Below are 17904 nucleotides of genomic sequence, written 5' to 3' on the forward strand. Positions count from 1 at the left end.
TGAAGACAGAGCGTGGGAACGATCAGTCAGGTACAAAAAAGCCCATGACTCGTCATGGGCTTTTTGCTTTCAGCGTGTAGCGCTTACACGTAGAAAGATTTCAACGGCGGGAAGCCATTGAACTCAACTGCGCTGTAGCTTGTGGTGTACGCACCGGTCGACAGCCAGTACAAACGATCACCGATCGCCAGGTTCAGTGGCAGGCCGTACTTGTAGTTTTCGTACATGATGTCGGCGCTGTCACAGGTTGGGCCGGCGATGACGACTTCTTCCATCTCGCCTTTCTTTTCGGTCCAGATCGGGAACTTGATGGCTTCGTCCATGGTTTCGATCAGGCCGGAGAACTTGCCCACGTCCGTGTACACCCAACGCTCGACGGCGGTACGGGATTTACGGGCGACCAGCACCACTTCGCTGACCAGGATGCCGGCGTTGGCGATCAGCGAACGGCCCGGCTCCAGGATGATTTCCGGCAGGTCGTCACCGAAGTCTTCCTTGAGGAAGCGAATGATTTCTTCAGCGTAGGTTTCCAGGCTGTTGGTGCGGGTGATGTAGTTGGCCGGGAAGCCACCGCCCATGTTGATCAGCTTCAGCACGATGCCGTCTTCTTCCTTCAGGCGTTCGAAGATCACTTTGACCTTGGCGATCGCGGCGTCCCAGACGCTGATGTCGCGCTGCTGCGAGCCTACGTGGAAGGAGATACCGTACGGCACCAGGCCCAGGTCACGGGCGAGGATCAGCAAGTCCATGGCCATGTCGGTCTGGCAGCCGAATTTGCGCGACAAAGGCCAGTCGGCGGTGGTCGAGCCTTCGGTCAGGATGCGTACGTAGACTTTCGAGCCCGGTGCAGCCTTGGCGATGTTGCGCAGGTCGGCTTCGGAGTCGGTGGAGAAAAGACGCACGCCCTTCTCGTAGAAGTAGCGGATGTCCTTTGATTTCTTGATGGTGTTGCCGTAGCTGATTCGGTCAGCGCTGACGCCACGGTCCATGACTTTGTCCAGCTCGTAGATCGAGGCGATGTCGAAGCTCGAGCCTTTCTCTTTGAGCAGGTCAATGATTTCCACAGCCGGGTTGGCCTTGACCGCGTAGTAGACCTTGGCGAATTCGAAACCGGCGCGCAGGTCGTCGTAGGCCTGGCTGATCATCGCGGTGTCTATGACCACGAACGGGGTTTCTTGCGTGTCGGCGAAGGCCTTCAATTTCTGAAAGGTTTCGCGCGCGTAATAGTCTTCGACGTTGATCGACATGCTGGGAACTCCTACTGGCAAACTAAATTAATCAATGGGTGCAAATGAACGTCCTCCGTATCCCCACTTTGGTTCGCCTACTTCCCAAGGCATGTCGCCGAAAGCAAAAAGGCCATGGGAAGCGCTGCTTCCCTTGGCCTTGCTGTCTCGTCGTCAGTACTTGAGCCGGATGGATCGTTTCCAGCATGGACGTTCGGCGCGAACTTTAGGGCGTGAGGGGCTTGAGATCAACAAAAAATGTCGCGTTTTTGCACGCATCCGTCGTGCGGTCCCTTACAGCTACTGATGTAACGGACCTGTGTGACGGTGTGATGTTCCCCTTGGAGGGATATTTGAGGTGATTCAGCGGGAATTGAGGAGCCCCATTCGCGAGCAGGCTCGCTCCCACAAGGGATGTGTGTTTTTGCACACATTTGTATGCAGACCACAGATCAATTGTGGGAGCGAGCCTGCTCGCGAAGGCGCCGGTCAGGCCAGCACGGCTTCTGCTGGCGAAACAATACTGGTCTTGCCCCCACGGGACTTGCCGGAACTTAAATACTCGGCAATCGATTCCTGAGTCACTTCCCCAAGGAACACCCGCTCCGCATCCATCACCGGCAGCCACGACCGGTTGAACTCATACATCCGCGACAACAGGATGCGCAAGTGCTCGTCATACGCCGCCGTGGCGTTGAACTCACGCAGGTACTGCCCGCAAGTGCCAGCCTGCCGGTGCAGGTCGCGACGGCGTACATAACCCAGGGCCTTGTTCTCGGCGCAAGTGACCACCACGTAGCGACGGTCATGCTCATCCATCAATTCCAGCGCCTCGGCCACCGGCGTTTGCGGGCTGACCGATGGCGCGTTGTCCGCCGCATCTTCGGCCTTGACCAGCAAGAGGCGCTTGAGGGTGCTGTCCTGGCCGACGAAGTTGCTGACAAAATCGTCCGCCGGGTGGGCCAGCAGGGTATCCGGGTGGTCGATCTGCAGCAGTTTGCCAGCACGGAAGATCGCGATCTTGTCGCCGAGCTTGATCGCTTCGTCGATGTCATGGCTGACCATGATCACGGTCTTGTTCAGCGCCCGCTGCATCTCGAAGAACTCGTTCTGGATCATCTCGCGGTTGATCGGGTCGACCGCGCCGAACGGTTCGTCCATCAGCAACAGCGGTGCATCGGCGGCCAGCGCGCGAATCACGCCGATCCGCTGTTGCTGGCCGCCGGACAGTTCCCGAGGGTAGCGATGCAGGTATTGCTTGGGTTCGAGCTTGATCATGCTCATCAACTCGCGGGCGCGGTCGTGGCATTTCTGCTTGTCCCATCCCAGCAGTTTGGGCACCACCACGATGTTCTCTTCGATGGTCATGTTCGGGAACAGGCCGATCTGCTGGATCACATAACCGATGTTACGGCGCAGGGTCACTGCGTCGAGACCGGTGGTGTCTTCGCCATTGATCAGGATCTTGCCCGAGGTCGGTTTGATCAGGCGGTTGATCATCTTCAGCGTGGTGCTTTTGCCACAGCCCGAAGGCCCGAGGAACACGCAAATCTCGCCTTCATTGACGGTCAGGTTCACCGAGTCCACGGCTTTCACGTCTTTGCCGTTGCTTTGGAAGGTCTTGCTGAGGTTTTGAAGTTCGATCATTTCAGGAGTCCTTTTGGAGTCAGCGAGCGTTGCAGCCATTGCAGAAGCAGGTCGGCGAAGATGGCCAGCAGGCTGACCAGCACGGCGCCGACGATCAGCATCGACATGTCGCTGCGGCTGATGGAAGCGAGAATGAGTACACCGAGGCCACCGGCGCCGATGGTCGCGGCAATGGTCATGACACCGATGTTCATGACCACGGCCGTGCGCACGCCGGCGAGGATCACCGGCACGGCGATCGGCAATTCGACCATGCGCAGGCGCTGGCCGAAGGTCATGCCGATGCCGCGCGCGGCCTCGCGGATGCCCGGTTCGACGTTGGTCAGGGCCAGGTAGGTGTTACGCATAATCGGCAACAGCGAGTAGAGAAACACCGCGGTGATCGCCGGCATCGGCCCCAGGCCCTGACCGAATTTCGAGTAGAACGGCAACAACAGGCCAAACAGGGCGATCGATGGCACGGTCAGCAGCACCGTGGCGCTGGCTTGTAGCGGTCCGGCGAGGCTGGGGAAGCGCGTCATCAGCACGCCCAGTGGCACGCCAACCAAAATCGCCAGGGTCACGGCGATGCCAACCAGGGTGATGTGCTGCCCGGTCAGCTGAAGTACCTGCTGCCAGTCGAGATGGGAAAAGGCGTTCAGGAATTCCATAGCTCTACCTCTTCAGTTCAATGGGTGTTGGCGCAGGAAATCGGCGGCAACGGCTGAAGGACTCTGGTGATCGACATCGACCCGCGCGTTGAGCTCGCGCATGGTGTCGTCGTCGAACAGTTCAGCCAGTGGCTTGAGCTGTTCGGCCAGTTGCGGATGCGCATCGAGGTAGGCCTGGCGAACCACGGGCGCGGCGGTGTAGTCGGGGAAGTAATGCTTGTCGTCTTCCAGGAGCTTGAGCTTGAAGGCGTTCAAGCGACCGTCGGTGGTGTAGACCAGGCCGGCAAACACCTGGCCGTTGCGCAGGGCGGTGTAGACAAGGCCTGCGTCCATCTGCCGGATGTTCTTGCGGGTGAGGTTCATGTCGTACAGCTGCACCATACCGTCGAGCCCGTCCGAACGATTGGCGAACTCGGTGTCGAGTGCCACCAGATTGTTGGTCCTGGCTTCCTTGCGCAGCACGCTGTTCAGCTCGCTGATGGTGTTGATCTGCGGGTACTGGTCGGCGACGTTTTTGGGCAGGGCCAGGGCATAGGTGTTGCTGAATTTCGAGGGAGTCAGCCAGACCAGGCCTTTTTTCCCGTCGAGTTCTTTCACCCGGGCGTAGGACTGTTCGCTGTCGAGTTTTTCAGTGACATGGTTGTAGGCCACCAGCGACACGCCGGTGTATTCCCAGAGCATGTCCAGTTGCCCGCTTTCGTGGGCGCTGCGGGCCAGATTGCTGCCCAGGCCGCCGGTCACTTGCACCTCATAACCCTTGGTGCGCAGGTATTGGGAGGTGATTTCCGCCAGCAATGTCTGTTCGGTGAACACCCGGGCACCGATGCGGATAACCGGTTTTTCCGCGGCTTGGGCAAATCCTGCGAACAGCAGGACGCAGCCTAGTAAAAAGCTTGATGTCTTCATGATGATTCCTTTGCCGGGGCTTAAGACGGGCGCAAACCGCGTTCGAGCCAGAGACGGCTGGCAAGTGTCACCAAGCCATCGAGCAACAAGGCCAGCAGGGCGGTGCAGGCAGCGCCCAGCAGCAGTTGCGGCTGGTTGTTCAGGGCGATGCCGGGGAAGATCAGGCTGCCCAGGCTGTTGGCGCCGATCAGGAACGCCAGCGGCGCCGTCCCGACGTTGATCGCCAATGCCACGCGCACGCCGCCGATGATGATCGGCACGGCATTCGGCAGTTCGACCCGCCACAGCACTTGTGTCGGCGTCATGCCGATGCCGACGGCCGCTTCCTTGAGTGAACCCTGAACGTTTTTCAAGCCTTCATAGGTATTACGCACAATCGGCAACAACGAGGCGAGGAACAGGGCGAAGATCGCGGGGCCGCTACCGATGCCGAGGATGCCCAGGGCGATGGCCAGTACGGCGAGAGGCGGCACGGTGTTGCCGATGTTGAAGACCTGCATGAAGCGTTCGGCGCGTCCGACCATGGTCGGGCGGCTGAGGAAAATGCCGGCAGGGATGCCCACAAGGAGGGCGGCCAGCATGGAAGCGAGGACGAGAATCAGGTGAGCTTGCAGGTAAAACAACAAATCGTCGCGGTAATGTTCGATCGTGTTGATGCCGATCCAGTGGACCAGCAGGGCCAGAAGGGCGACGACAACCGCACCTCCTATCAGCCCTTTGCCATAGCGAATAGCCACAGGCGAACTCCTTTTTTTCAGTCGGCGAACGCAGTCCCGAGTGGCAATGCCATTCCTGGCTGCCGGGAAATACAACGTTCGCGAGAAGCAGCTCATGCCGAACGCGTCCCACTGTAGGAGCGAGCCTGCTCGCGAAAAACGCCCAGACAACGCGTGCATTCAGACACCCAACGTTATCGTTGACGTCCATCGCGAGCAGGCTCGCTCCTACAGGGGACGGCGTACGGCTTATCGAGCCATAAGCGCAGCCTCGTCAGGCTAACTTGCTGATTTTTCAGCCCCTGGTACGAGTGCTGTAACAGGGGAGTGGACGCCTCCACCTTTTAAAAGGTTCCATATTTAACAGCAGATAGCCACCCTCGATGCCATAACACACACCTGTAGGAGCCGGCTTGCTGGCGATGGGCGCAACTCGGTCTGTCAGATACACCGAGGTGATTCGATCGCCAGCAAGCCGGCTCCTACAAAGTTCCGCGCGTCCGGGCGGGCGGTGGTCCGTGAAGGTCGGTTTGCGCTATACTCGCCGCCCTTTTTTGAATCACCTGCCAGGCGATTTCCCATGACCAAACAGGCCGCCGAAGTCGCGAAACGCCGCACTTTCGCCATTATTTCCCACCCCGATGCCGGTAAGACCACCATCACCGAGAAGCTCTTGCTGATGGGCAAGGCGATTGCGATTGCCGGTACGGTGAAATCTCGTAAATCCGACCGCCATGCCACCTCCGACTGGATGGAAATGGAAAAGCAGCGTGGTATTTCCATTACCACGTCGGTCATGCAGTTCCCGTATCGCGAGCACATGATCAACCTGCTCGACACCCCGGGCCACGAAGACTTCTCCGAAGACACCTACCGCACCCTGACGGCAGTGGACTCGGCCTTGATGGTCCTCGACGGCGGTAAGGGCGTTGAGCCACGGACCATCGCCCTGATGGACGTCTGCCGTCTGCGCGACACGCCGATCGTCAGCTTCATCAACAAACTCGACCGTGACATCCGCGACCCGATCGAACTGCTCGACGAAATCGAAGCGGTCCTGAAGATCAAGGCGGCGCCGATCACCTGGCCGATCGGTTGCTACCGCGACTTCAAGGGCGTGTACCACCTCGCCGACGACTACATCATCGTCTACACCGCCGGTCACGGCCACGAGCGCACCGAAACCAAGATCATCGAAAAGCTCGATTCCGACGAAGCCCGCGCCCACCTGGGTGACGAGTACGAGCGCTTCATCGAGCAGCTTGAACTGGTGCAGGGTGCCTGCCACGAGTTCAACCAGCAGGAATTCCTCGACGGCCAGCTGACGCCGGTATTCTTCGGTACCGCACTGGGTAACTTCGGTGTCGATCACGTACTCGACGCGGTAGTCGACTGGGCGCCACGCCCGCTGGCACGGGTGGCCAACGAGCGCACCGTGGAGCCGGTGGAGGAGAAGTTCTCGGGCTTCATCTTCAAGATCCAGGCGAACATGGACCCCAAGCACCGCGACCGTATCGCCTTCATGCGGATCTGCTCCGGCAAGTACGAAAAAGGCATGAAGATGCGTCACGTGCGCACCGGCAAGGACGTGCGGATCGGCGATGCCCTGACCTTCTTCTCCTCCGAACGTGAGCAACTGGAAGAGGCCTTCGCCGGCGACATCATCGGCCTGCACAACCACGGCACCATCCAGATCGGCGACACCTTCAGCGAAGGCGAAGTCCTGGGTTTCACCGGCATCCCGCACTTCGCCCCGGAACTGTTCCGCCGCGTACGCCTGAAGGACCCGCTGAAGTCCAAGCAACTGCGCCAGGGCCTGCAACAACTGGCCGAAGAAGGCGCGACCCAGGTGTTCTTCCCAGAGCGCAGCAACGACATCATCCTCGGCGCCGTTGGTGTGCTGCAGTTCGATGTGGTCGCCAGCCGCTTGAAAGAGGAATACAAGGTCGAGTGCTCCTACGAGCCGATCACCGTGTATTCCGCGCGCTGGATCGAATGCAGCGACAAGAAGAAGCTTGAGGAATTCTCCAACAAGGCGGTGGAAAACCTGGCACTGGACGGCGGCGGTCACCTGACTTACCTGGCTCCGACCCGGGTCAACCTGGCACTGATGGAAGAGCGCTGGCCAGACGTGAAATTCCGTGCGACGCGTGAGCATCACTAAGCGTTGAGTTGAAACACCAAAAACCCCGTTGCGAAAGCTGCGGGGTTTTTTGTTGGCGAACCGATCGTTCCCACGCTCTGCGTGGGAATGCAGCCAGGGACGCTCCGCGTCCCAAAGGCCGGTTGCCACTGGTTGGTTGCAAGAGCACACCAGAAGTCAGCTCTGGGGAATCAATGTTCCCTGGTGGAAAACCATCTGCCATTGCTCGCCCTGCCTACGCCAGATGGAACTGCGCAAACTGCCGATGGTGCAACTCTGGCCGAGGATGTCGGCGTGACAGTGGTAACTCACCAAGGCGGTGTGTTCTGACAGTGGTTTGACTGCAAACTGGCTGATGGTCCGTTGGGTGAAAGACTCTTGGGGCAACTGCTCGACCACCTCGGCCTTAGTCCAGATGCTGCCGCTGGCGCCGAACCCGATGAAGTCGTCGGCGAGCAGGCCTGAGAGTTCCTCGGCATCGCGTCGCGTTGCCTGTGACAGGAGGCGTTGTTCGAGTTGCAGAAGTGTTTGAGACAGATCCATGGCGGTAGCCTTTTCCTGAGTTGTACGGTTTCACCTTGCGTAGCGAACCAAGTCGATAGCTGGGTAAGACTTTTCTGTCGGAGCATTTTCCTGAGTCTGTAGCTTGAATCTGGTTTTCCATTCCACCGGCTTTTACCCGCGACAACGCATTCCTTGACGTCTAGCGTTCGAAGGGCATTTCGCAAATAGCGAATTTCCTCGGCCAGGAGCATATGAAAAATGGATGCGATGAAAATTGATACCGGAGCATTGGCAACGCAACGACCTGAAACTCCTATTTCTGTTATCGAGCGTTACTACGATCTGATCGTCAGCAGTTCTTCCTATTTTGAGATCAGTACCAGCGGTGCCGCTTTCGAACCATCGATGAGATTGCCTGAACTTGACCCCCGCATGCAGTCTTTTCTATCCGTTGCCACAGCGCAGCTTTTCGAAATGGGCAGCTATCGAGATGTACCGCTGCGTGTATTCGACCTTAGACAAAACGAAAGTACGCAAACGACAAAGACCTTTGCCTCCACGCTGATCGTTGCTCGTGCCATCCGGCATATTCAGGAAACTGGCGACAGCATTCTGTTGTTTTCCCCTTCATCGGGAAATAAGGCCATTGCACTACGTGATGCGGTTCTACGTGCACTGAAAGCCAAACTGGTTCATCCCGAGCAGTTGCGTATCGTCACGCTGACACCCATGCAGACTATCGGGAAGTTGCGAAAGACTGAGCTCTATGATGACCCTCGGCTGCGTGACCTTAATCCGATATTCGTCCTTGATACAGAGTCGCCGGAGGCTGTGAAAATTGTTGGGCAGCAGTTCAAGGAACTCTTTAATCGCAAGCCAGTGGGTGATTCGAAGCTGTGGCATTCCTTGCGACTTGAAAATTACCGATTCTCTGACCAGGCTCGGGCGTTTTTTGACTTCGAGTACGGAGACGCTTGGGACACTGATCGCAAGACGGTACATGTGCATGCGGTGTCGAGCGCTTATGGTCTTCTGGGATATTGCTCTGGTGTGGAGCTGTTGAAGCGTCAGAGAGAAAAGGTTTCCACTCCTTCATTTTTATTGGTTCAACACTTAGCTACCAGTGACATGGTTCTGCACTTGCTCGACGGAAATTTCGAGGGTGCTTCCACTCCACATTACATCCAGGAAGGAAGCGGTTTGTGGACGCAATCGGAATCTGCACATTTTCCTGCAAAGACCTGGAGTCCCGCAGAGATCCTTGAGCCCACTTTTTATACTCATCAGCCACCAACAGCTGTGGAAATGTCCAAGCATGTTAGAGCCAGTGGTGGCTCAGGAATTGTCGTTTCGCTCTATGAATGCATGCAACGCTACAGCGAATGCGCTCATTTGCTCGCCAATACCCCTGTGCGACTGCCCGACGATCCTCGGGATTTAAAAGAATGGTCGTTGGTGATGGCGATGACCGGTTGCCTGAATGCGATTGATCGAGAGTTGCTGGAGGGTGTGGACGGTTTCACCATTCATGCATCAGGTACCTATTGTCATGGGGATTATCAAGTCATGCCACTTGATGGGTTGTCATTCATAGGCAGTGCTGAAGAGATGATAGAAACCCTTCTTAATCGTAACAATACATGAGTGCTGATTTTCAAATGACTCAGAAAGCACTCTGTCATTTTCGTATTTACAGTGGGAGCTCCAGAGTCGGAAGCTCGGCTCGTCTTACGTATATCGGAGTCGAAGAGGGGCTGCTCTACATTGCCCCTTTTGTGGATCAATGCTTTTTCGATCATTCATCCGTGGAGCGAGAGGGGGTTTTGGAATGGGAGCAACTTGAGGTTTTTTTAGAACAGAATCAAACCGACATGAGCTTATTGATGGCGTCGTTGGCGGTCGTCCAGCGATGCCAGCAATCAGGTGATATTGTCGGGCTCAGCAGGATTCACCAGAAAGTCGATGTGTCTGCGGGGTGGGAGTATGTGTTGGGGGAAATCTCCCATCGGGAAAGCAAGCGCAGGACTCAATCGATCAAACAGGGTTTTAAGTTCGATGTGTCAACTGAGGATGAAGACTTTTTCTCTTTTTATCGCTCCATGCACGTTCCGACAATGAGCGCTCGCTATGGGGTCTTTGCTCGAAGCGTACAGGAGCAGCCGGCATACCGAAATTTGTTCAAAAAAGGAGTTTTGTTCCGGATCCACTTGAATGAGGAATGGGTAGCGGGGAGTGTTTCCCAGATTGATTGGCCAGCGCGCACCTTGAATGCACGCTTGATTGGGGTAAAAGACGGTGGAGCACTTTATCGGGAAAATGGGGCGCAAAATTTTGTTTATCACTCGATCCTGGAGTGGGCCTCCAATCAATCATCGATTAACAGTGTCGACTTCCAAGGTTGTGAGCCGTTTTTGAGCAAAGGAACATTTCAATACAAAAAGCGCTTCGGGGCTGAGGCTATTATTCCTGCGAACACGTTCGGTCTAATGCGGATATTGATTCGAGCACCGACACTTTCCGCTGCGTCCCGACATTTTTTGATTAACAACCCTTTAATCGGTCTGGATGCTGACGGAGAGCTTCAAGCTCAGTATTTTTTCGATTCAGATCACGAGATTCGTCCAGATATTCCATTTGCTGCAAAAGGCATTCACAGTCGAGTGAGCCACAACCTGGATCACTGGCATGACTAGTCGGCTCGCCCTCCTGATTCGGCTGGATGGCTACTTCTCCACAATGGCCTGGGTACTTGCTGCATTGATTTTCATCAGTCGGTTGAGCGCTATGGTCAAGTTGTTCATGGCGTTGTATCTGCGTCAGGCGCTGGGGCTGCCGATTGAAACCGTTGGCTGGTTGTTATCGGGTTACGGAGCAGGGTTGCTGATTGGGTCTATGGGCGGTGGATTGCTGAGCGATTATTTCTCCACGGCGCGGCTTACGGCCTTGTTGTTTTTTTTATCGGCGTGGATTCTGGTTTTATTGGGTCTGGTCAGCAACGTGCTTTTGTTGGCTGGATTGCTGCTGTTCAGCGGTGCGCTCGATGGTGCGATCCGTACCCTGCATCAGCGTTTGATTATGGAGTATTGCCATCTTGCGCAGCGTGCCCGTGCGCAGTCTTTAAGCCGTGTTGCCAGCAATCTGGGTATGGCGGTAGCAGGAGTGGTCGGGGGATTTCTGGCACAGACTGATTTTCGATGGGTGTTTTTCGTCAGTGCCGCCATGACGTTGCTGGCCTTGGTCTGGTTTGTCCGGGCGACGCCTCATCGAAAGGTGCTGACGCGGGAAGAGTTTGTCGATACCACTTCGGGCTCAAGCGTTCCTTTTCGCGACAAGCCCTTTCTCTGGTTACTGGCGGCTTCTGTTTTACTCGGCCTTGCATTCGAACCGGTCTACAGCGTGTTGGGTAACTATTTACTCGACTTCTATCAGGTAGGACCGGAGTTCGTAGGATGGCTATTTGCGCTCAATGCGATGCTCGTGGTTTTACTGCAAATTCCGTTATCCCATCTGAGCGAAACATGGGGCCCGCGCCGGCAGCTGATGGCTGGTGCCGTATTGCTGGCTTGTGGACTTGGAATGTTGCCGTGGGGAAACGATGCCCTTTATGCGTGCCTGTCGACCATTATCTGGACGCTGGGCGAAATCCTGTTTTTGCCAACGTTGAACGTGTTGGTCATGCAACGTGCGCAAGCAGGTAGAAGCGGGCTTTATTTTGGCGCTTTTTCAATGTGCTGGAGTATGAGTGTGCTTATTTCGCCGACATTGGGCGGCCAGTTGTACGGATACTTAGGAGGACATAGTGTCTGGATCGCGGGCGCGACCCTGGCATTGTTAGCGATGCCATTGATCTGCCAAGCGACACGCTTACACATGGGAATCGTTCGCTCCTCTTTGCCAAGTGAAACGGCACCATAGCTGATTTGCTTATATCACCTATTCAAAACCAGTCTCATCTTCCACGGCATTTCCGACCGGTCGTTAGCGTCCTATTTGGAGATCCCAGCTGATCGGAACTAGATTTTATTCAGCGCCGGACAGGCACTCTACGAAAGGAAGGATTCGACATGAACAGGTTGCTACGCGTTGTGTTGCTGTTGAAGGTTTTGGTGATGCTGGCCCTCGGCAGTTCGGCGGTCTGGGCCGAGTGTGAGGATCACGAAACCCAGGCGTCGAGCGGGCAGGGGACCCACGGTGATCTGATGATCGCCAAGTCCGAATCGGAACCGGGCGACAAGGGGCAGGGTGGTGCCGACAACGATGATGACTCGACCACCGATGAGCCAGACTCCGATGACTCGGACGAGGGAGACAGCCAGACGTAAATTGCAGGCAAAAGAAAACCCCTATTCCCCCGACTAGTGCGTAATCGAAGGAGAAGGGGTTGTTGAACTGGAGAAATCCTGTGGGAGCGGGCTTGCTCGCGAATGCGGTGTGTCAGTCGATGGAGAAGGTGACTGACAGAACGCCTTCGCGAGCAAGCCCGCTCCCACATATTTATGCCGCGCCGTCGAGGAATTGCTCGGCGTAGTGGCAAGCCACCTGGCGATTATCCAGCAACCGTAAAGCCGGCTCTTCAGTGCTGCAACGCTCAGTCGCATACGGGCAACGCTTGTGGAAAGCGCAGCCGGGCGGCGGGTTCAACGGGTTGGGCAACTCGCCGACGATCTTGATTTTCGGCTTGTTGGGGTCCGGGTGGATGGTCGGGGTGGCCGACAGCAACGCCTGGGTGTACGGGTGCAGGGGACGCTCGTAGATGTCGTTCTTCGGGCCCATTTCCACCGGGCGGCCGAGGTACATCACCATCACGTCATCGGCGACGTGTTGCACCACCGCCAGGTTGTGGGAGATGAACACGTACGCCGTGTTGAACTCTTGCTGCAAATCCATGAACAGGTTCAGCACCTGCGCCTGGATCGACACGTCCAGTGCCGAGGTCGGTTCGTCCGCGACCAGCACTTTCGGTTGCAGCATCATCGCGCGGGCCAGGGCAATCCGCTGGCGCTGGCCACCGGAGAACATGTGCGGATAACGCTGATAGTGCTCAGGGCGCAAACCCACCTGCTTCATCATCGCCTGGACTTTCTCGCGACGTTCCGAGGCGCTCAGGTTGGTGTTGATCAGCAGGGGCTCTGCCAGTTGATCACCGACTTTCTGCCGTGGGTTCAGCGAGGCGTACGGGCTCTGGAACACCATCTGCACGTCTTTGCGCAGTTGTTTGCGCTGGGCCTTGTCGGCACCGGTGACTTCCTGGCCGGCGATTTTCAGGGAGCCGGAGGACGGTTCCTCAATCAGGGTCAGGGCACGGGCCAAGGTGGACTTGCCGCAGCCCGACTCACCTACAACGGCGAGGGTCTTGCCGGCTTCCAGCTCGAACGACACCCCATTGAGGGCGCGGACGGTGGCGTGTCCCTTGAACATGCCACGGGACACTTCGTAGTGACGGGTCAGGTCGCGGGCGGTAAGTACGACGGCCATTACGCCACCTCCTGGTTCAGCGGGTAGAAGCAGCGGGCGAGGCTGTTGCTTTTCTGGTCAAGGTTTGGGCGCTGCACGCGGCAGTTGTCCTGCACATAGGGGCAGCGCGGCGACAGCAGGCAACCCTGCGGACGGTCGTAGCGACCCGGCACGATGCCCGGCAGGGTCGACAGGCGCGAGGCGCCCAGGCTGTGTTCCGGAATCGCCTTGAGCAGTGCTTCGCTGTACGGGTGCGCAGGGATGTCGAACAGTTGTGGCACCTGACCGACTTCGACCGCTTGGCCGGCGTACATCACGCACACGCGCTGGGCGGTTTCGGCCACGACCGCGAGGTCGTGGGTGATCAGCACCAGGCCCATGTTCTGCTCTTTCTGCAACGCCAGCAGCAGCTCCATGATCTGTGCCTGAATCGTTACGTCCAGTGCAGTGGTCGGTTCGTCGGCGATCAGCAGCTTCGGTTCGCCGGCAATCGCCATGGCGATCGCGACACGCTGGCTCATGCCGCCGGACAGTTGATGCGGGTAGGCGTCCATACGGCTGGCGGCGCCCGGGATTTCCACTTTTTCCAGCAGTTCAATAGCCCGTTTGCGCGCTTGCTTGCCGGACATTTTCAGGTGCAGGCGCAGCACTTCTTCGATCTGGAAACCGACGGTGTAGCTCGGGTTCAGCGCGGTCATCGGGTCCTGGAAGACCATCGACAGGTCTTTACCGACAATCTGCCGACGCTGACGGTTGCTGAGCTTGAGCATGTCCTTGCCGTCAAAGCTGAGCGAGTCGGCGGTGACGATACCAGGATGCTCGATCAGGCCCATCAGCGCCATCATGGTCACGGATTTACCCGAACCCGACTCGCCAACGATGGCCAGCACTTCGCCCTTGTCGACTTTCAGATCGAGGCCATCGACCACGGGCGTAGCGTTCTTGTCGCCGAAGCGAACGTTGAGATTCTTGATTTCTAGCAGTGACATTGGAATCTCCTCAGGCGGCGTTCTTGAGTTTCGGGTCCAGCGCATCGCGCAGGCCGTCACCCATCAAGTTAATTGCCAGCACGCTGAGCAAAATGGTCAAACCAGGCAGGCTGACGACCCACCAGGCGCGTTCGATGTAGTCGCGGGCCGAGGCCAGCATGGTGCCCCACTCAGGGGTTGGCGGTTGTACGCCAAGGCCGAGGAAGCCAAGGGCTGCGGCATCGAGAATCGCCGAGGAGAAGCTCAGGGTGGCCTGAACGATCAAGGGCGCCATGCAGTTGGGCAGCACGGTCACGAACATCAGGCGTGGCAGGCCGGCACCGGCCAGGCGCGCGGCGGTCACGTAGTCGCGGTTCAGCTCGCCCATCACCGCGGCGCGGGTCAGGCGAACATAAGACGGCAACGAAACCACGGCGATGGCAATAATGGTGTTGATCAGGCCAGGGCCGAGGATGGCGACAATCGCCACGGCCAGCAGCAGCGAGGGCAGGGCCAGCATGATGTCCATCAAACGCATGATGGTCGGGCCTAAAATACGCGGGTAGAACCCGGCGAACAGACCCAGCAGGATCCCCGGGATCAGCGACATCACCACCGATGACAAACCGATCAGCAGCGACAGGCGCGAACCCTGGATCAGGCGCGACAGCAGGTCGCGACCCAGTTCATCGGTACCCAGCAGGAACTGGATCTGCCCACCTTCCAGCCAGGCTGGCGGGGTGAGCAGGAAGTCGCGGTACTGCTCGCTCGGGTCATGCGGGGCGACCCACGGGGCGAAGATGGCGCAGAAAATCACCAGCAGCATGAACATCAGGCCGGCAACGGCACCTTTGTTCTTGGAAAACGCTTGCCAGAATTCTTTATACGGCGACGGGTACAGCAGGCTTTGATCCACCGCGGAGGTGGTAGTGGCTACTGAGGATGTTGGAGTGCTCATGGGTATTGACCTCAGCGCTGATGACGGATGCGTGGGTTGGCAAAGCCGTAGAGGATGTCCACTACGAAGTTGACCAGAATCACCAGGCAGGCGATTAACAGGATGCCGTTTTGCACGACCGGGTAGTCCCGGGCGCCAATGGCTTCGATCAGCCATTTGCCGATACCCGGCCAGGAGAAGATGGTCTCGGTCAGGACCGCGCCGGCCAACAGGGTACCGACTTGCAGGCCGACCACGGTCAGCACCGGAATCAGCGCGTTGCGCAGGCCGTGCACGAATACAACGCGCGATGGCGAAAGGCCCTTGGCCTTGGCGGTACGGATATAGTCTTCACGCAGCACTTCGAGCATCGACGAACGGGTCATCCGCGCGATCACCGCCAGCGGGATGGTGCCGAGCACGATGGCCGGCAGGATCAGGTGGTGCAGGGCATCGAAGAACGCGCCAACGTCATCGGCCAGCAGCGTATCGATCAGCATGAAGCCGGTGCGTGGCTCGATGTCATACAGCAGGTCGATGCGCCCGGATACCGGGGTCCAGCCCAGGGAGACCGAAAAGAACATGATCAGGATCAGGCCCCACCAGAAGATCGGCATCGAGTATCCCGCCAGGGAGATGCCCATCACCCCGTGGTCGAACAGGGACCCTCGCTTGAGGGCCGCGATCACCCCGGCCAACAGGCCCAGGATACCGGCGAACAACAGGGCGGCCATGGACAGTTCCAGGGTCGCGGGGAATAGGGAGGTGAACTCGGTCCAGACGCTTTCACGGGTACGCAGGGATTCCCCGAGATCGCCGTGGGCCAGTTTGCCGATGTAATCCAGGTACTGGGCATACAGGGGTTTGTTCAGACCTAGGCGTTCCATTGCCTGAGCGTGCATTTCCGGGTCGACTCTGCGTTCGCCCATCATGACTTCCACGGGGTCGCCAGGGATCATGCGAATCAACGCGAAAGTCAGCAAGGTGATGCCGAAAAACGTGGGGATCAGTAACCCCAGTCGGCGGGCAATAAAACTAAACATCGTGGGTTGTACCTCATCAGCCGGTTAGGCGTGCCCGGCAGGCCTGGGTCAGGCATGCCGGGAGTTTTCTTATTTACTTCACCTGGGTGGTGGCGAAGTTATTCGTGGTGAGGGGGCTAATGTGATAACCCTCTACGTTGTTGCGCATTGCAGTGAACATTCTAGTGTGCGCCAGGCTGATCCATGGCTGGTCCTGGTTAAAGATAACCTGAGCCTGTTCGTACAGCGCTGCACGTTCGGCCGGGTCGGTTTTTTCGCGGGCCTGGTCTAGCAGGGCCTGGAATTTTTCATTGCACCAGCGTGCATAGTTTTCGCCGTTCTTCGCCGCCTCGCAACTGAGCATAGGCGTCAGGAAGTTATCCGGGTCGCCGTTATCGCCCGCCCATCCGGCGGAAACCATATCGTGCTCGCCGTTTTTCGCGCGTTTGAGCATTTCGCCCCATTCCATCACGCGGATGTCGATCTTGATCCCGACCTTGGCCAGGTCGGCCTGCATCATCTGCGCGCCGAGCATCGGGTTCGGGTTGGTCGCACCACCGCCGTTACGGGTGAACAGGGTGAACACGGTGCCTTCCGGTACGCCGGCTTCCTTGAGCAGGGCGCGGGCCTTGTCCAGGTCACGGGTCGGGTTCTTCAGGTCGTGGTTGTAGCCCAGCAGGGTGTCCGGGAACGGGTTGACCGCCGCGGTCGCATTGCCTTTGCCGAACAGCGCGTTGACGGCCGCTTCCTTGTCGAAGGCGATGTCGATGGCTTTACGTACGCGCACGTCACTCAGGTATTTGTGCTGGGTGTTGATAGCGATGTAGGCGACGGTCATCGCATTCAGTTCATCGACCTTCAGGTTCGAGTCTTTCTTGATGCTCGGAATGTCATCCGGCTTCGGATACAGCGCGACCTGGCACTCGTTGGCCTTGAGCTTCTGCAAGCGCACGTTGTTGTCGGTGGCGATGGCGAGGATCAGCGAATCAGCTGGCGGCTTGCCACGGAAATAATCCGGGTTGGCCTTGAAGCGGACCTGGGCGTCCTTGTTGTAGCGCTGGAAGACAAACGGACCGGTGCCGACCGGCTTGCTGTTCAGGTCGCCGGTCTTGTTGACCTTGAGCAACTGGTCGGCGTACTCGGCAGGGTAGATCGAGGAGAACGCCATGGCGAGGTCGGCCAGGAACGGCGCTTCGCGGCGGGTCAAAGTGAACTTGACCGTGTAGTCGTCGACTTTTTCGACGTTTTTCAACAGTTCCTTGAAGCCCATGCTTTCAAAGTACGGGAAGCCCACGCTCGACAGTTTGTGCCATGGGTGGTTCGGGTCCAGCTGACGCTGGAAGCTCCAGACCACGTCGTCGGCATTCATGTCGCGGGTCGGCTTGAAGTATTCGGTGGTGTGAAACTTGACGCCTTTGCGCAGGTGGAAGGTGTAGGTCAGGCCGTCTTCGCTGATGTCCCAGGATTCGGCCAGTGCCGGAATCACATCAGTGGTCCCGGGCTTGAAGTCCGCCAGGCGATTGAAGATGGTTTCGGCCACCGCATCGGCTGTGACTGCAGTCGTGTACTGGACCATGTCGAAGCCTTCGGGGCTGTTTTCGGTGCACACCACCAGCGGCTTGGCCGATACACCCACCGCGACAGTCAGCAAGGCGGCCGCGATGGCCGCACGTAGGGGAAGCATTTTCATCAAGAACCCTCTGCAATCGGTTGAAGGACAAAAGCCCCACG

Annotated in this window: 16 protein-coding genes; 5 read left to right on the top strand and 11 right to left on the bottom strand. The window is 57.8% G+C overall.

Features of this window, described 5'->3' with window-relative positions; genetic code table 11:
* Window positions 1–83: 83 nt before the first annotated feature.
* The 5 genes from ACA054_RS03940 to ACA054_RS03960 form a co-directional block, all read right to left on the bottom strand.
* Window positions 84–1247: a type III PLP-dependent enzyme gene (locus tag ACA054_RS03940; protein ID WP_497688272.1), complete on the bottom strand. Its 1164-nt coding sequence runs from the start codon at window positions 1245–1247 to the stop codon at window positions 84–86.
* A gap of 468 nt (window positions 1248–1715) precedes the next feature.
* Window positions 1716–2873 carry an osmoprotectant ABC transporter ATP-binding protein OsmV gene (locus ACA054_RS03945; protein ID WP_497688273.1) on the bottom strand — a complete coding sequence of 386 codons (1158 nt, stop codon included), beginning with the start codon at window positions 2871–2873 and terminating at the stop codon, window positions 1716–1718.
* Window positions 2870–3523 (bottom strand): ABC transporter permease, encoded by a 654-nt coding sequence (locus tag ACA054_RS03950; protein ID WP_497688274.1) that lies wholly within the window; start codon window positions 3521–3523, stop codon window positions 2870–2872. Before ACA054_RS03950 ends, ACA054_RS03945 begins: the two co-directional genes overlap by 4 nt.
* Window positions 3524–3535: 12 nt before the next feature.
* Window positions 3536–4429 carry a glycine betaine ABC transporter substrate-binding protein gene (locus ACA054_RS03955; RefSeq protein ID WP_497688275.1) on the bottom strand — a complete coding sequence of 298 codons (894 nt, stop codon included), beginning with the start codon at window positions 4427–4429 and terminating at the stop codon, window positions 3536–3538.
* A 20-nt stretch (window positions 4430–4449) separates the two neighbouring features.
* Window positions 4450–5166, bottom strand: coding sequence for an ABC transporter permease (locus tag ACA054_RS03960; RefSeq protein ID WP_497688276.1), 717 nt, complete (start codon window positions 5164–5166; stop codon window positions 4450–4452).
* 559 nt (window positions 5167–5725) lie between these two features.
* On the opposite strand from ACA054_RS03960, the gene ACA054_RS03965 reads away from it, so the two are divergent.
* Window positions 5726–7309: a peptide chain release factor 3 gene (locus tag ACA054_RS03965; RefSeq protein ID WP_497688277.1), complete on the top strand. Its 1584-nt coding sequence runs from the start codon at window positions 5726–5728 to the stop codon at window positions 7307–7309.
* Window positions 7310–7465: 156 nt separating this feature from the next.
* Here ACA054_RS03965 and ACA054_RS03970 read toward each other — a convergent pair whose 3' ends face one another.
* Window positions 7466–7831 (bottom strand): nuclear transport factor 2 family protein, encoded by a 366-nt coding sequence (locus ACA054_RS03970; RefSeq protein WP_497688278.1) that lies wholly within the window; start codon window positions 7829–7831, stop codon window positions 7466–7468.
* Window positions 7832–8050: 219 nt separating this feature from the next.
* Here ACA054_RS03970 and ACA054_RS03975 point away from each other — a divergent pair, with 219 nt between their 5' ends.
* From ACA054_RS03975 to ACA054_RS03990, 4 genes are all read left to right on the top strand, one after another.
* Entirely contained in the window at window positions 8051–9436 is a 1386-nt protein-coding gene (locus tag ACA054_RS03975) for a DUF6002 family protein (RefSeq protein ID WP_497688279.1), read from the top strand.
* Window positions 9433–10485, top strand: a complete 1053-nt coding sequence (locus ACA054_RS03980) for a GNAT family N-acetyltransferase (protein ID WP_497688280.1) — start codon at window positions 9433–9435, stop codon at window positions 10483–10485. Before ACA054_RS03975 ends, ACA054_RS03980 begins: the two co-directional genes overlap by 4 nt.
* Entirely contained in the window at window positions 10478–11707 is a 1230-nt protein-coding gene (locus tag ACA054_RS03985) for an MFS transporter (protein ID WP_497688281.1), read from the top strand. Before ACA054_RS03980 ends, ACA054_RS03985 begins: the two co-directional genes overlap by 8 nt.
* 149 nt (window positions 11708–11856) lie before the next feature.
* Window positions 11857–12114, top strand: coding sequence for a hypothetical protein (locus ACA054_RS03990; protein WP_497688282.1), 258 nt, complete (start codon window positions 11857–11859; stop codon window positions 12112–12114).
* 172 nt (window positions 12115–12286) lie between these two features.
* Here ACA054_RS03990 and ACA054_RS03995 read toward each other — a convergent pair whose 3' ends face one another.
* The 5 genes from ACA054_RS03995 to ACA054_RS04015 all read right to left on the bottom strand — a co-directional run bounded on the left by ACA054_RS03995 (window position 12287) and on the right by ACA054_RS04015 (window position 17863).
* Complete coding sequence (locus ACA054_RS03995) at window positions 12287–13267, bottom strand: peptide ABC transporter ATP-binding protein (RefSeq protein WP_497688283.1); 981 nt, start codon at window positions 13265–13267, stop codon at window positions 12287–12289.
* Window positions 13267–14235, bottom strand: a complete 969-nt coding sequence (locus ACA054_RS04000; RefSeq protein WP_497688284.1) for an ABC transporter ATP-binding protein — start codon at window positions 14233–14235, stop codon at window positions 13267–13269. Before ACA054_RS04000 ends, ACA054_RS03995 begins: the two co-directional genes overlap by 1 nt.
* 10 nt (window positions 14236–14245) lie before the next feature.
* Window positions 14246–15172 (bottom strand): ABC transporter permease subunit, encoded by a 927-nt coding sequence (locus ACA054_RS04005; RefSeq protein ID WP_497688285.1) that lies wholly within the window; start codon window positions 15170–15172, stop codon window positions 14246–14248.
* 11 nt (window positions 15173–15183) lie between these two features.
* The gene (locus ACA054_RS04010; protein ID WP_008085273.1) at window positions 15184–16194 is read right to left on the bottom strand and encodes an ABC transporter permease subunit; all 1011 of its coding nucleotides are present in this window, start codon (window positions 16192–16194) and stop codon (window positions 15184–15186) included.
* A 73-nt stretch (window positions 16195–16267) separates the two neighbouring features.
* Entirely contained in the window at window positions 16268–17863 is a 1596-nt protein-coding gene (locus tag ACA054_RS04015) for an ABC transporter substrate-binding protein (RefSeq protein WP_497688286.1), read from the bottom strand.
* Window positions 17864–17904 lie beyond the last annotated feature (41 nt).

The organism is Pseudomonas sp. LBUM1653 (assembly GCF_059716115.1).

What these genes read in the sequence shown, in the direction of transcription:
- ACA054_RS03995 (WP_497688283.1), bottom strand. Translation starts at nt 13,267, where the DNA reads ATGGCCGTCGTACTTACCGCCCGCGACCTGACCCGTCACTACGAAGTG.
- ACA054_RS03950 (WP_497688274.1), bottom strand. Translation starts at nt 3,523, where the DNA reads ATGGAATTCCTGAACGCCTTTTCCCATCTCGACTGGCAGCAGGTACTT.
- ACA054_RS04015 (WP_497688286.1), bottom strand. Translation starts at nt 17,863, where the DNA reads ATGAAAATGCTTCCCCTACGTGCGGCCATCGCGGCCGCCTTGCTGACT.
- ACA054_RS04000 (WP_497688284.1), bottom strand. Translation starts at nt 14,235, where the DNA reads ATGTCACTGCTAGAAATCAAGAATCTCAACGTTCGCTTCGGCGACAAG.
- ACA054_RS03975 (WP_497688279.1), top strand. Translation starts at nt 8,051, where the DNA reads ATGGATGCGATGAAAATTGATACCGGAGCATTGGCAACGCAACGACCT.
- ACA054_RS03990 (WP_497688282.1), top strand. Translation starts at nt 11,857, where the DNA reads ATGAACAGGTTGCTACGCGTTGTGTTGCTGTTGAAGGTTTTGGTGATG.
- ACA054_RS03980 (WP_497688280.1), top strand. Translation starts at nt 9,433, where the DNA reads ATGAGTGCTGATTTTCAAATGACTCAGAAAGCACTCTGTCATTTTCGT.
- ACA054_RS03945 (WP_497688273.1), bottom strand. Translation starts at nt 2,873, where the DNA reads ATGATCGAACTTCAAAACCTCAGCAAGACCTTCCAAAGCAACGGCAAA.
- ACA054_RS03940 (WP_497688272.1), bottom strand. Translation starts at nt 1,247, where the DNA reads ATGTCGATCAACGTCGAAGACTATTACGCGCGCGAAACCTTTCAGAAA.
- ACA054_RS03985 (WP_497688281.1), top strand. Translation starts at nt 10,478, where the DNA reads ATGACTAGTCGGCTCGCCCTCCTGATTCGGCTGGATGGCTACTTCTCC.
- ACA054_RS03955 (WP_497688275.1), bottom strand. Translation starts at nt 4,429, where the DNA reads ATGAAGACATCAAGCTTTTTACTAGGCTGCGTCCTGCTGTTCGCAGGA.
- ACA054_RS04010 (WP_008085273.1), bottom strand. Translation starts at nt 16,194, where the DNA reads ATGTTTAGTTTTATTGCCCGCCGACTGGGGTTACTGATCCCCACGTTT.
- ACA054_RS03965 (WP_497688277.1), top strand. Translation starts at nt 5,726, where the DNA reads ATGACCAAACAGGCCGCCGAAGTCGCGAAACGCCGCACTTTCGCCATT.
- ACA054_RS03970 (WP_497688278.1), bottom strand. Translation starts at nt 7,831, where the DNA reads ATGGATCTGTCTCAAACACTTCTGCAACTCGAACAACGCCTCCTGTCA.
- ACA054_RS04005 (WP_497688285.1), bottom strand. Translation starts at nt 15,172, where the DNA reads ATGAGCACTCCAACATCCTCAGTAGCCACTACCACCTCCGCGGTGGAT.